Below are 12,610 nucleotides of genomic sequence, written 5' to 3'. Positions count from 1 at the left end.
CGGGATCCGACCCGCGTGACCCTCGCCGCTCCTCCCGCCGCCTCGGGCGTCGCCGCCGTGCGCCGCCCGAGGCGGCTGCGCGCCCTCTGGCTGGTCGCGGCCGTGGCCGTGCTGCTCGCCGCCGCCGTGGTCTCGGTGCTGGTGGGGTCGCGGGAGGTGGCGTGGAGCGACGTGGTCGCCGCGTTCGGCGGGTCCACGGACGGGTTCGCGCAGGCCGCGGTCGCCAAGCGCATCCCGCGCACCGTGCTCGCCGCGATCGCGGGCGCGGCCCTCGGCGTCGCCGGCGTGCTGATGCAGGGGGTGACCCGCAATCCGCTGGCCGACCCCGGCATCCTCGGGGTGAACACCGGAGCCTCGCTCGCGGTCGTGACGGGCATCGTCTTCTTCGGGCTGACGAGCTCCGCCGCCTACGTCTGGGTCGCGATCGGCGGGGCCGCGGTCGCCGCGGTCTTCGTCTACACGGTCGGGTCGCTCGGGCGCGGCGGCGCGACTCCGCTCAAGCTCGCCCTGGCCGGGGCCGCCACCTCGGCCGCGCTGGTCTCGGTGATCAGCGCGATCGTCCTGCCGCGCGCCGACGTCGCGGGCGGCATCCGCTCCTGGCAGATCGGCGGAGTGGGCGGCGCCACGTCCGCGAGCATCGCGCAGGTGCTCCCCTTCCTCCTGGCCGGCCTCGTCCTCTGCGTTCTCTCGGCCAAGAGCCTCAACACCCTCGCGCTCGGCGACGAGCTCGCCGCGGGCCTGGGGGAGCGGGTCGCCCTCGCGCGCGGCGGGGCCGCCCTGGGCGCGGTCGTGCTCTGCGGAGCGACGACCGCGGTCACGGGGCCCATCGGCTTCGTCGGCCTGGTCGTCCCGCACGCCTGCCGCCTCCTCGTCGGCGTCGACCACCGCTGGCTGCTGCCGTTCTCGGCGGTGACCGGCGCCGTGCTCCTGATCGCCGCCGACATCGTCGGCCGCGTCGTCGCGCGCCCGAGCGAGATCGATGTGGGCATCGTCACCGCGCTGGTCGGCGCCCCGGTGTTCATCGCGATCGTCCGCCGCCAGAAGGTGCGCGAGCTGTGACCGCGCTGGTCGAGGCGCCCTCCGCCACCGCCCGCGCCGTCGCGGCCGGCCGCCGCCGCCGCGGGGCCCGCCGCCGGATCGTCGTCGCCGTGCTCGCTGTCCTGATCGCGGCCGTCCTCGCCGTCTCCCTGCTGGTCGGCCAGACCGTCTACTCGCCCGACGAGGTGCTGCGCGTGATCCTCGGCGAGCAGGTCCCCGGGGCGAGCTTCACCGTCGGGCGCCTCCGCCTCCCGCGCGCCGTCCTCGCCCTGCTGGTGGGCCTGTGCTTCGGGCTCGGCGGAGTGAGCTTCCAGACCATGCTCCGCAACCCGCTCGCCAGCCCCGACATCATCGGGATCAGCGCCGGGGCGAGCGCCGCCGCGGCCTTCGCGATCGTGACGCTCTCGCTCGGGGCGGCGCAGGTCTCGGCCCTCGCGATCGTCGCGGGACTTGTGGTCGCCCTGCTCGTCTACGCCCTGTCCTACCGCAGCGGAGTCGCCGGCACCCGGCTGATCCTGATCGGCATCGGGGTCGCCGCGATGCTCGACTCCCTCACCGCCTACGTGCTCTCGCAGGCCGCCGCGTGGGACCTGCAGGAGGCGTCCCGCTGGCTCACCGGGAGCCTCAACGGCGCGAGCTGGAGCGAGGTCGTGCCGGTCCTCGCCGCGGTCGTCGTCCTCACCCCCGTCCTGCTCTCGCGCTCGCGCGACCTCTCCGCCACGCAGCTCGGCGACGACACCGCCTCCGCGCTGGGCATCCGCGTGAACGCCACCCGCCTCGTCGTGATCGTCGCCGCGGTCGGGCTGATCGCCTTCGCGACGGCCGCCGCCGGCCCGATCGCGTTCGTGGCCTTCCTCTCCGGCCCGATCGCCGCCCGCCTGATCGGGCCCGGCGCGTCGCTCCTCATCCCCTCGGCCCTCGTCGGCGCGCTGCTCGTGCTCGTCGCCGACTTCGTCGGGCAGTTCGGGCTGGGCCTGCGCTACCCGGTCGGAGTGGTCACCGGCGTCCTCGGGGCGCCGTACCTCGTCTACCTCATCGTCCGCAGCAACAGAGCGGGAGGCTCACTGTGACCACCGCGCACACCCTGACGGCCGAGGGGGTCACCCTCGGCTACGGCGACCGGACGGTCGTCGACGGCCTCGACCTCGTCGTCCCGCCCGGCCGCATCACCGCGATCGTCGGAGCGAACGCCTGCGGCAAGTCGACGCTCCTGCGCTCGATGTCGCGCCTGCTCGCGCCCCGCTCCGGCGCCGTGCTGCTCGACGGCAGGGCCGTGCACCGGACGCCGGCGAAGCAGCTCGCCCGCACGCTCGGCCTCCTCCCGCAGTCGCCGATCGCCCCGGAGGGCATCACCGTCGCGGATCTCGTCGGCCGCGGCCGCCATCCGCACCAGGGGATGCTGAGCCGCTGGAGCGTCTACGACGACGAGGCCGTCGCGACCGCGCTCGACGCGACCGACACCGCCGCCCTGGCCGACCGCTCCGTCGACGAGCTCAGCGGCGGGCAGCGCCAGCGCGTCTGGATCGCGATGGCCCTCGCGCAGGAGACCGACGTGCTGCTGCTGGACGAGCCGACCACCTTCCTCGACGTCAGCCACCAGATCGAGGTGCTCGACCTGCTCGTCGACCTCAACCGCACCCGCGGGACGACGGTGGTGATGGTCCTGCACGACCTCAACATGGCCGCCCGCTACGCCGACCACCTCGTGGCGATCGCGCACGGCGCGGTGCACGCCTCCGGCAGCCCGGCCGCGGTGCTCACCGAGGAGACGGTGCTCGCCGTGTTCGGCCTCGACAGCCGCATCATCACCGACCCGACCTCGGGCACTCCGCTCATGCTCCCCCTCGGGCGGCACCGCCTCGCCCCCGAGCGGATCGACGCCCCCGGCGGCGCGCAGATGACGGACGTGTAAACGGTTCCACACGGCGGCCGGGGGGCGTATACGATACCTGCAGTCCGCGGCGGACGACCGTCATCGGCGGAACCGCCGAACGCCTGCCCCCGATCAGAGGTCCTCCCCGCCGTGACTGCATCCCCGACGCGCCCCGACGCCTCCGCCCTCCGCGGAGTCCGCGCGCTCCTGTTCGACCTCGACGGCGTGCTCACGCCGACCGCCGACGTCCACATGCAGGCCTGGTCGCGGCTGTTCACGGAGTACCTCTCCTCGCGCGGGATCGCCGAGGGCTACACCGACGCCGACTACTTCCGGTACATCGACGGACGCCCGCGGTACGACGGCGTCCGGGCGCTCCTCGCCTCGCGCGGCATCACCCTCCCCGAGGGCGCGCCCGAGGACGACCCGTCGCTCGAGACCGTCTGCGGGCTCGGCAACCGCAAGAACGACGCCTTCAACCGCACCCTCGCCGAGACCGGCGTCGCTCCCTACCCGGGCTCGCTCCGCTTCGTCGACGCCGCGATCGCCGCGGGCGTGCAGGTCGCCGTCGTCACCTCCTCCCGCAACGGCGTGCCGGTGCTCGAGGCGGCCGGCCTCCGCGACCGCTTCGAGGTCGTCGTGGACGGGCTCCTCGCCGCCGAGCGCTCGATCGCCGGCAAGCCCGCGCCCGACACCTACCTCTACGCGGCCGAGCTCCTCGGCCTCCCGGCCGCCGAGTGCGCCGTCCTCGAGGACGCGCACTCCGGAGTCGCGGCAGGCCGCGCGGGCGGCTTCGGCCTCGTCGTCGGCGTCGACCGCGGAGTCGGGGCCGACACCCTGCTCGAGCACGGCGCCGACCTGGTCGTGGACGACCTGGCCGAGCTGCTCCCCTTCCTCCCCACCGCTCCCGCCCCCGAGGACGCCGCATGAACCCCATCACCTCCGACCCGCTCGACCGGAACCGCTTCCCGATCGACGAGTGGGCCCTCGTCGAGACCGAGTTCGCCTCCGAGCTGCAGGGCCGCACCGAGACGCTCTTCGCCACCGGCAACGGCTACCTCGGCCTCCGCGGCAACGTGGAGGAGGGGCGCGACGGCTACGCCTACGGCACCTTCATCAACGGGTTCCACGAGACCTGGCCCATCCGCCACGCGGAGGAGGCGTTCGGCTTCGCCCGCGTCGGCCAGACCATCGTCAACGTGCCGGACGCCAAGATCATCCGCCTCTACGTCGACGACGAGCCCTTCGTGCTGAGCGAGGCCGACGTCCTCGCCTACTCGCGCCGCCTCGACTTCGCGAACGGCGTGCTCACCCGCGAGCTGGAGTGGCGCACCCCCTCCGGCAAGCGCGTCCTGATCCGCTCGCGCCGCCTGGTCTCGTTCACCGACCGGCACCTCGCGATCCTCGACTACGAGGTCGAGATGCTCGACCACGACGCGTCCGTGCTGATCTCGAGCCAGATCCTCAACCGCCAGGACGGCGTCGACGAGTACCACGCCCCCTCCGGCAGCGAGGGGGCCGGCTTCGACCCGCGCAAGGCGGAGTCGTTCGAGGACCGCGTGCTCCAGCCGCGCCTCAAGCGCGTCAGCGGCACCCGCTACCTCCTCGGCTACCGGACCACCAACTCCCAGATGACCGTCGCCTGCGGCGCCGAGCACCAGCTCGAGACCGAGAACGAGTGGGACCAGACCTCCCAGATCGACGACGACCTCGCCAAGCACGTCTACCGCGTGAAGGCCAAGGCCGGCCGGCCGGTCCGCCTGGTCAAGACGCTGACCTACCACACCTCCCGCGGCGTGCCCGTGCGCGAGCTCGCCGACCGCTGCGACCGCACGCTCGACCGCGCCCGCGAGACGCCGGTCGAGGAGCAGTTCGTCAAGCAGCGCGAGTGGCTCGACGACTTCTGGACCCGCTCCGACGTGCAGCTGGACGGCCAGCCCGCCATCCAGCAGGCCACCCGCTGGAACCTCTTCCAGCTCGCCCAGTCCACCGCCCGCACCGACGGCGGCGGAGTCGCGGCCAAGGGCGTCTCGGGCTCCGGCTACGGCGGCCACTACTTCTGGGACACCGAGGTCTACGTCCTCCCGTTCCTCAGCTACACGGCGCCCCTCGTCGCCCGGAACGCCCTGCGCTTCCGGCAGAACATGCTCGAGGCCGCCCGGGCGCGCGCCTCCGAGCTCAACCAGCGCGGCGCGCTCTTCCCCTGGCGCACCATCAACGGTCAGGAGTCGTCGGCGTACTACGCCGCCGGCACCGCTCAGTACCACATCGACGCCGACATCTCCTACGCGCTCATGCAGTACGTGGGTGCCACGGGCGACGACGACTTCCTCGCCCGCGGAGCGATCGACATCCTCGTCGAGACCGCGCGGATGTGGGCCGATCTGGGCTTCTGGCGCAGCAACGGCGACGATCACTTCCACATCCACGGAGTGACGGGGCCGGACGAGTACACGACCGTCGTCAACGACAACCTGTACACGAACGTCATGGCCCGGGCGAACCTCCGCTCGGCCGCCCGCGCCGTCGAGCTGCTGAAGGCCGTCGAGCCCGCCGCGTACGAGCGGATGGCCGACCGCCTCGCTCTCGACGAGGGCGAGGTGCTCGAGTGGGCGCGCGCCGCCGAGAAGATGCACATCCCCTTCGACGCGCGGGCGGGCATCCACCCGCAGGACGCGGCCTTCCTCGAGAAGGAGCTGTGGGACCTCGAGAACACCCCCGCGAGCAAGCGCCCGCTGCTGCTGCACTTCCACCCGCTGGTGATCTACCGCTTCCAGGTGCTCAAGCAGGCCGACGTCGTGCTCGCGCTGCTGCTGCAGGGCAACGAGTTCACCGCCGAGCAGAAGCGCGCCGACTTCGAGTACTACGACGCGCTGACCACCGGTGACTCGACCCTCTCGGCCGTCGTGCAGTCGATCATCGCCGCCGAGGTCGGCTACAGCGACCTGGCCCGCCACTACTTCCTGTCGGCGCTGTTCGTCGACCTCGCCGACCTGCACCGCAACACCGCGGACGGCATCCACGTCGCCTCGACGGGCGGCGTCTGGAGCGCCCTCGTCTACGGCTTCGGCGGGATGCGCGACCACGGTGGGCGGATCACGCTCGACCCGCGCCTGCCCGACGACTGGGACCGCCTCGCCTTCCGCATCACCCTCCACGGCACGCGCGTGCGCGTCGAGGTGACGCAGACCGAGGTCCTGCTGACGGTCGAGACCGGCGACTCCGCCGCGATCACCGTCCGCGACGAGCGCGTGCACGTCGCTGCCGGCAGCCCCGTGCGCGTCCCGCTCACGCACCAGGGCCGCCGCCTGCACGGCGCGCCGACCACGTCCGACATCGAGGGCACCCGCCGCTCCGACGGCACCGTGATCACCGCCTCGATCCCCACCATCTCGATGACCCCCGAGCCCGAGGTCCTGACCGGGCCCTGAGCGGCTCCGCGAACATCGCCCATCACGCACGAGACCCCCGGCCGGAACCGGGGGTCTCGTGCGTCGCGGGCGGGCGGAGCCGCCCGGACCGGATGCGTCAGGCGGAGGCGAGCAGCGACTTCAGCGCCGACGTGAAGAACGTCAGCCCGTCCACACCCGAGCGCATCGCGGCGGCCGTGTCGGGCCCGAAGCCCTCCTCGACGGCGTGCTCCGGGTGCGGCATGAGCCCCACCACATTGCCGCGGCGGTTGCTGATGCCGGCGATGTCGTTCATGGAGCCGTTCGGGTTGTGGCCGAGGTAGCGGACGACGACGCGTCCCTCCGCCTCGAGCTCGAGCAGCGTGTCGGCCGAGGCGATGTAGCCGCCCTCGCCGTTCTTCAGCGGGATCGTGATCTCCTGGCCGGGCTCGAAGCCGTTCGTCCAGGCGGTCTCGGTGCTCGCGACCATCAGGCGCTGGTCGCGGCAGACGAAGGATCCGATGTCGTTCGCGATCAGGCCGCCGGGCAGCAGGTGCGCCTCGGTGAGCATCTGGAAGCCGTTGCAGATGCCGAGGACCGGGGTCCCGGCGTTCGCCGCGTCGACGACCTCGCGCATGATCGGGGAGTGGGAGGCGATGGCGCCGCAGCGCAGGTAGTCGCCGTAGGAGAAGCCCCCCGGCAGGACGATCGCGTCGACGCCGTCGAGGTCGTGGTCGCCGTGCCACAGCGCGACCGGCTCCGCACCCGCGAACCGGACGGCGCGCTGGGCGTCGCGGTCGTCGAGCGAGCCGGGGAAGGTGATGACGCCGATCCTCATCGGGCGGCCTCCGCCGGGTAGTGGATCCCGACGACGTCCTCGATCACCGAGTTCGAGAGCATCTCGTCGGCGATGCGCTGCACCGAGGCGCGCACCTCGTCGGTCACCTCGTCGACGGTGATCTCGAAGCGCTTGCCCACCCGCACGCCGTGGAGGGCGGAGTGGCCCAGCCGCGCGAGCGCGCCGGCGACGGCCTTCCCCTGCGGGTCGAGCAGCTCGGCCTTGGGCATGACTTCAACGACGATCGTGGGCACCGTGTTCTCCGGAGTCTCGGGGGAGTGCGGTCTTCCGCGCGACCATCGTACCCGCGGGGGTCCCCGCGGTCGGCGGCGCTCAGGAGGTCGTGACGCGGATCGCGTTCGCCCAGGGGTCCTCGAAGGCGAGGGTGCGGCCGTCGTCGCGGGTGGCGACTCCGGAGCGGGCCAGCCGCTCGCCGAGCGCGCCGAGGTCGTCGGCGCCGGGCACCACGATCTCGACCTGTCCGAGGCCGAGGGCCTGCTGCCGGCGTCCGGCGCCCGCCGAGTTCCAGGTGTTCATCGCCATGTGGTGGTGGTAGCCGCCCGCCGAGACGAAGAGCGCCTGCCCGCCGTACGCGATCGTCGTCTCGAAGCCGAGCCGGTCGACGTAGAACTCCTTCGCGGTGGCGACGTCGCCCACGCTCAGGTGCACGTGGCCGACGGAGGCGCCGCCGAGGCGCGGCTGCGCGATCGACTCCTCGGTGAGGTGCTCCTGCAGGAACGCGTTCGGGTCGAGGAAGAGCGTGCTCATCTCGATCCGCCCGTGCGTCCACGACCACTGCGTGCGGTCGCGGTCCCAGTAGAGCTCGACGCCGTTGTGCTCGGGGTCGTCGAAGTAGAAGGCCTTGCTGACCAGGTGGTCGGAGCTGCCGGTGAACGAGCCGGGGTGCCGGGTCGCGACGCTGTACACGGCCGCGGCGAGCGCCGCCTCCGATTCGAAGAGGATCGCCGTGTGGAAGAGGCCGGCGCTGCGCGGCGAGGCGTGCACCAGCTCGGGCGCGTGCTGGAGGATCACGGCCGGCACTCCGCCGCGGCCGAGCACCGCGACCGGTCCGTCGTGCGAGAGCAGCTCGAGCGTCACGGCGTCGCGGTAGTAGGCGATCATCCCGTCGAGGTCGGCGACGCGGAGGGTCACCGCGCCCATCGCGGTGTCGGGAGCGAGCAGGTCGGGGGAGGAGGTGGTCACGCGGAGACGCTACCCGCTTTTGGTTGAAGCTACAACCATTAAGAGGGGCGAGTGCTCATAGGAACCGCATAAGCAGCGTCCAGGCGACGCGGGGAGGCCGGGCGTGGAATGGGAACCGGTCGCCGTCAGGGGCGGCCCCGGCACGAGGACGACACCATGAACGAGCGACACGAATCCGACGAGCGAGAGCTCACCGACCAGCCCGCCATCACCGAGGCGACGGGCGCCGACGAGGTGCGCGCGCTGCGCGCGGACGACCGTCGTCGTCGTCGTCGGGCGCTGATCGCCGGCGGCCTCGGCCTCGCCGTGCTGATCGGAGTGACAGCAGGCGGAGTCGCCACCGCCGGCCGCACCGAGGCGGCTTCCTCGGCCTCGGCCGGCGCCACCACGATCGTCTACCCCGGCGGCTCGCGCGGATCCTTCGGCGGCGGGTACGTGATCGTCCCCTCCTGGGGCGGCTCGACGCAGGGCGGCTCCTCCCCGTACGGCTCGACGCAGGGCGGCTCCTCCGCCTCCGAGCCGGCCACCGGCGCGACCGACGCCGTGGCCGCGAGCACCGCGCAGACCGCCGGCGTCGTCACGATCACCTCCGAGCTCACCTACCAGGGCGCCCGCTCGGCCGGCACCGGCATGATCCTCACCTCCGACGGCATGATCCTCACCAACAACCACGTCGTCGAGGGCGCCACCGCGATCTCGGTCACGGTGGAGTCGACGGGCCGCAGCTACACCGCCCGCGTCGTCGGCACCGACGCGACGAACGACGTCGCCGTCCTGCAGCTGGAGGACGCCTCCGGCCTCACCCCCGCCTCGCTCGACACGGACGGGGTCGCTGTGGGCGACACCGTGACCGCCGTCGGCAACGCGGGAGGGACGGGCGACCTGGTCGCCGCCACCGGCACGGTCACGGGTCTCGATCAGCAGATCACCACCCGCTCCGAGTCGGGGATCTCCGCCGAGACGCTGACCGGGCTGATCCAGACCGACGCCGACATCGTCTCCGGCGACTCCGGCGGCCCGCTCGTCGACTCCGCCGGCCGCGTCGTGGGGATGGACACCGCCGCCTCCAGCGGGACGGCCGACATCACCGGCTTCGCGATCCCGATCTCGAAGGCCCTGGACATCGTCGCCACCATCGAGGCGGGCGCCGACACGGCCACCGTCGAGATCGGCTACCCGGCCTTCCTCGGCGTCTCCCTCTCCTCCGGCACCGCGTCGCCGACTTCGCGCGCGCTCGCGACCACCGCGTCCGGCGCCGTGATCGGCGGAGTCGTCGAGGGCGGGCCGGCCGCGCAGGCGGGCCTCGAGGCGGGGGACGTCGTCACCGCGGTCGACGGGGTCGCCGTCGCCTCGGCCGACCAGCTGTCCGCCTCGCTCGCGCAGCGCGAGCCCGGGGAGTCGGTGACGATCTCGTGGACCGACTCCGCGGGCGCCGCCCGCTCCGCCCAGGTCGTGCTGGTCGAGGGTCCGGTCGCCTGATCGGAGCCTCCGCGTGGCCGCCGGAGCGTTCCCGGCCGTTCACCCGGACGAGCGCGCCACGCCGCCCGTTGTTTTGATCCGCTCAAGACAACTCGGGTAGTGTCCTCGGCATGACGACAGTGGACGAGCGGCTCCGAGCCTCCGGGCTCAAGGTCACCGCCACCCGGCGCGCGGTGCTCCTCGCTCTCGAGGAGCACCCGCACTCCGGGGTGGACGCGGTCCTGGCCCGAGTGCGCGAGGGCCTCCCTGAGGCTTCGGCCCAGGCGGTCTACGGAGTGCTCTCGGCGTTCACCGACGCCGGGATCGTCCGCCGCATCGAGCCGGAGGGCCACCCCCGCCGGTTCGAGCTGCGGGTCGGCGACAACCACCACCACGTGGTGTGCCGGCGCTGCGGGGCCGTGGCCGACGTCGACTGCGTCGTCGGGGAGGCGCCGTGCCTGCATCCGCAGACCGCGAGCGGCTTCGCCGTGGACACCGCCGACGTCACGTTCTGGGGCACCTGCCCCGACTGCCTGGCCCTGGCCCACTGACCGACATCCGCTACACCGCACCGGCGGGCTCCGTGCCCCTCGCCGACAGGAGGAACATGACCGAGGAACGATTCACCACCACGAACTCCGGAGCACCGGTCGCGAGTGACGACCACTCGCTGAGCGTCGGAGCCGACGGACCCCTCGCGCTCCACGACCACTACCTCGTCGAGAAGCTGGCCCAGTTCAACCGCGAGCGCATCCCGGAGCGGGTCGTCCACGCCAAGGGCGGCGGAGCCTTCGGACGCTTCACCACCACCGCCGACGTCAGCGCCTACACGCGTGCCGCGCTCTTCCAGCCCGGAGTCGAGACCGAGATGCTCGCGCGGTTCTCCACGGTCGCCGGCGAGCAGGGCTCGCCCGACACCTGGCGCGACCCCCGCGGCTTCGCGCTGAAGTTCTACACGAGCGAGGGCAACTACGACCTCGTCGGCAACAACACCCCCGTCTTCTTCATCCGCGACGGCATCAAGTTCCCCGACTTCATCCGCTCGCAGAAGCGCCTGCCCGGCAGCCACCTGCGCGACCACGACATGCAGTGGGACTTCTGGACGCTCTCGCCCGAGTCGGCCCACCAGGTCACGTGGCTCATGGGCGACCGCGGCCTCCCCTCCTCGTGGCGGCACATGGACGGCTTCGGCTCGCACACCTACCAGTGGATCAACGCCGCCGGCGAGCGCTTCTGGGTCAAGTACCACTTCAAGACCGACCAGGGCGTCGAGATCCTGAGCCAGGAGCAGGCCGACCAGATCGCCGGTGAGGACGCGGACTTCCACATCCGCGACCTGTCCTCCGCCATCGACCGCGGCGACTTCCCCTCGTGGACGCTGTCCGTGCAGGTCATGCCGTACGAGGACGCGAAGAGCTACCGGTTCAACCCGTTCGACCTCACCAAGGTCTGGCCTCACGCGGACTACCCGCTGATCGAGGTCGGCACCATGACGCTCGACCGGAACCCCGAGAACTACTTCGCGCAGATCGAGCAGGCGGCGTTCGCCCCCTCGAACTTCGTGCCCGGGATCGCGGCCAGCCCCGACAAGATGCTCCTCGCGCGCATCTTCAGCTACGCCGACGCGCACCGCTACCGCGTGGGGACCAACCACGCGCAGCTGCCGGTGAACGCGCCGAAGTCGCCCGTGCACTCGTACTCGAAGGACGGCCCCATGCGGTTCGACTTCCAGAAGTCCGAGGTGCCCGTCTACGCGCCGAACACGATGGGCGGCGCCCACGCCGATCCCGCCCGGGCGGCGGAGTCGGCCGGCTGGGAGACCGACGGCGAGCTGACGCGCGCCGCGGCGACCCTCCACCCGGAGGACGACGACTTCGGTCAGGCGGGGACGCTCTACCGCGAGGTCCTCGACGACGACGCGCGCGCCCGCCTGGTCGCGAACATCGCCGGCCACGTGTCGAAGGTCACCCGTCCGGAGCTGCGGCAGCGCGTGCTCCAGTACTGGGCGAACGTCGACTCGTCGCTCTCGCAGCGCGTCGCCGAGGCGCTCGAGCCCTCGGCTCCCGGTGCGGACGTCTCCCCCGAGGCGGTCGGCATCGGGGCGTAGTCCCGGCATCCCCTCGAGGAGCGCGCGGTACCGGAGCGATCCGGGTCGCGCGCTCCTCGTCGTTACCGGGGAGGGTCCTTCCACTCGGTGGAGTCGGTTCCCGCGCGCGCGGGTGCCCGCCTCGGTCCGATGCAGCCGGCTCGGACCCCGGATCCGCCCGCGGAACCGGGCGCCGACGGGGAGGACCCCTGATCCCGACACGCCCGGGATGTGCGATTTCGGCCCGTCGTTTGACAGCACCGCGATCGCTGCGTAACTTATTCCGAGTCGCCACAAAGGCCGCAGGGAAACGGAAAGAGCAGCAGCTCCTACGTCCCGGCCTCAATCGGGACCATCCACTCGGCAAGACAGCTTTTCGGAGCAGGTCTGCCGAACGGATGTAAAGCCTTCGCAGGATCCCTCGGATCCAGCAACTTCGCCGCCCGGCGCAGGACTCAGGTCCTGAACCGAGCAACGTCGGAGCGCCTATGAGCGTGACGGCATCGCGAAGAAGCCGGATTTGACACGGCCTGCGGATGTGCTAAGTTATACAAGTTGCCACGGCGACAGGGAGAAAGAAACTTCTCCTAGTCTACCGAGAAGACGCGTATGACGCAAGCAACAATATCTTCGATCACTTTCGTTGTGAAGCACCGTTCTGGTGTGGAGGCGGGATGTGTCCGATTCTTGAGAACTCAACAGCGTGCACTATGTTCAATGCCAAT

The 12,610-nt window shown here is 72.1% G+C and carries 11 protein-coding genes; 8 read left to right on the top strand and 3 right to left on the bottom strand.

Annotation, left to right across the window (positions count from 1 at the left end; translation table 11 throughout):
* The first annotated feature begins 15 nt into the window (after positions 1-15).
* The 5 genes from C5D09_RS07625 to C5D09_RS07605 all read left to right on the top strand — a co-directional run bounded on the left by C5D09_RS07625 (position 16) and on the right by C5D09_RS07605 (position 6,342).
* Positions 16-1,059, top strand: coding sequence for an iron ABC transporter permease (locus C5D09_RS07625; protein ID WP_104247462.1), 1,044 nt, complete (start codon positions 16-18; stop codon positions 1,057-1,059).
* Positions 1,056-2,108 (top strand): iron chelate uptake ABC transporter family permease subunit, encoded by a 1,053-nt coding sequence (locus C5D09_RS07620; RefSeq protein WP_244230540.1) that lies wholly within the window; start codon positions 1,056-1,058, stop codon positions 2,106-2,108. The genes C5D09_RS07625 and C5D09_RS07620 overlap by 4 nt, the downstream gene beginning before the upstream one ends.
* A complete protein-coding gene (locus C5D09_RS07615; protein WP_104269007.1) occupies positions 2,105-2,950 on the top strand; it encodes an ABC transporter ATP-binding protein in 846 nt (281 codons plus the stop codon). The genes C5D09_RS07620 and C5D09_RS07615 overlap by 4 nt, the downstream gene beginning before the upstream one ends.
* Positions 2,951-3,061: 111 nt before the next feature.
* Complete coding sequence (locus tag C5D09_RS07610; protein WP_104222739.1) at positions 3,062-3,841, top strand: HAD family phosphatase; 780 nt, start codon at positions 3,062-3,064, stop codon at positions 3,839-3,841.
* Positions 3,838-6,342 (top strand): glycoside hydrolase family 65 protein, encoded by a 2,505-nt coding sequence (locus C5D09_RS07605; protein WP_104222738.1) that lies wholly within the window; start codon positions 3,838-3,840, stop codon positions 6,340-6,342. Before C5D09_RS07610 ends, C5D09_RS07605 begins: the two co-directional genes overlap by 4 nt.
* Before the next feature lie 97 nt (positions 6,343-6,439).
* Here C5D09_RS07605 and purQ read toward each other — a convergent pair whose 3' ends face one another.
* The 3 genes from purQ to C5D09_RS07590 form a co-directional block, all read right to left on the bottom strand.
* Positions 6,440-7,138 (bottom strand): phosphoribosylformylglycinamidine synthase subunit PurQ, encoded by a 699-nt coding sequence (gene purQ, locus C5D09_RS07600; protein ID WP_104222737.1) that lies wholly within the window; start codon positions 7,136-7,138, stop codon positions 6,440-6,442.
* On the bottom strand, positions 7,135-7,392 hold the full coding sequence (gene purS / locus C5D09_RS07595) for a phosphoribosylformylglycinamidine synthase subunit PurS (protein WP_104222736.1): 258 nt from the start codon (positions 7,390-7,392) through the stop codon (positions 7,135-7,137). The genes purQ and purS overlap by 4 nt, the downstream gene beginning before the upstream one ends.
* Before the next feature lie 79 nt (positions 7,393-7,471).
* On the bottom strand, positions 7,472-8,299 hold the full coding sequence (locus C5D09_RS07590) for a VOC family protein (protein WP_104239376.1): 828 nt from the start codon (positions 8,297-8,299) through the stop codon (positions 7,472-7,474).
* Positions 8,300-8,497: 198 nt separating this feature from the next.
* On the opposite strand from C5D09_RS07590, the gene C5D09_RS07585 reads away from it, so the two are divergent.
* The 3 genes from C5D09_RS07585 to C5D09_RS07575 all read left to right on the top strand — a co-directional run bounded on the left by C5D09_RS07585 (position 8,498) and on the right by C5D09_RS07575 (position 11,906).
* Positions 8,498-9,820, top strand: a complete 1,323-nt coding sequence (locus tag C5D09_RS07585) for a S1C family serine protease (RefSeq protein WP_104269006.1) — start codon at positions 8,498-8,500, stop codon at positions 9,818-9,820.
* Positions 9,821-9,930: 110 nt separating this feature from the next.
* Positions 9,931-10,350 carry a Fur family transcriptional regulator gene (locus C5D09_RS07580; RefSeq protein WP_104222735.1) on the top strand — a complete coding sequence of 140 codons (420 nt, stop codon included), beginning with the start codon at positions 9,931-9,933 and terminating at the stop codon, positions 10,348-10,350.
* Positions 10,351-10,406: 56 nt separating this feature from the next.
* Complete coding sequence (locus C5D09_RS07575; RefSeq protein WP_104269005.1) at positions 10,407-11,906, top strand: catalase; 1,500 nt, start codon at positions 10,407-10,409, stop codon at positions 11,904-11,906.
* Positions 11,907-12,610 lie beyond the last annotated feature (704 nt).

The organism is Rathayibacter sp. AY1C9 (genome assembly GCF_002932315.1).
Taxonomy (GTDB): Bacteria; Actinomycetota; Actinomycetes; order Actinomycetales; family Microbacteriaceae; genus Rathayibacter.
The sequence above is the reverse complement of the archived record's forward strand: the minus strand, read 5'-3'. Positions and strand labels throughout refer to the sequence as shown.

Excerpts from the sequence above, each read along its gene's own strand:
- C5D09_RS07590 (WP_104239376.1), bottom strand. The coding sequence starts at position 8,299 with ATGGGCGCGGTGACCCTCCGCGTCGCCGACCTCGACGGGATGATCGCC.
- C5D09_RS07580 (WP_104222735.1), top strand. The coding sequence starts at position 9,931 with ATGACGACAGTGGACGAGCGGCTCCGAGCCTCCGGGCTCAAGGTCACC.
- C5D09_RS07605 (WP_104222738.1), top strand. The coding sequence starts at position 3,838 with ATGAACCCCATCACCTCCGACCCGCTCGACCGGAACCGCTTCCCGATC.
- C5D09_RS07575 (WP_104269005.1), top strand. The coding sequence starts at position 10,407 with ATGACCGAGGAACGATTCACCACCACGAACTCCGGAGCACCGGTCGCG.
- purQ (WP_104222737.1), bottom strand. The coding sequence starts at position 7,138 with ATGAGGATCGGCGTCATCACCTTCCCCGGCTCGCTCGACGACCGCGAC.
- C5D09_RS07585 (WP_104269006.1), top strand. The coding sequence starts at position 8,498 with ATGAACGAGCGACACGAATCCGACGAGCGAGAGCTCACCGACCAGCCC.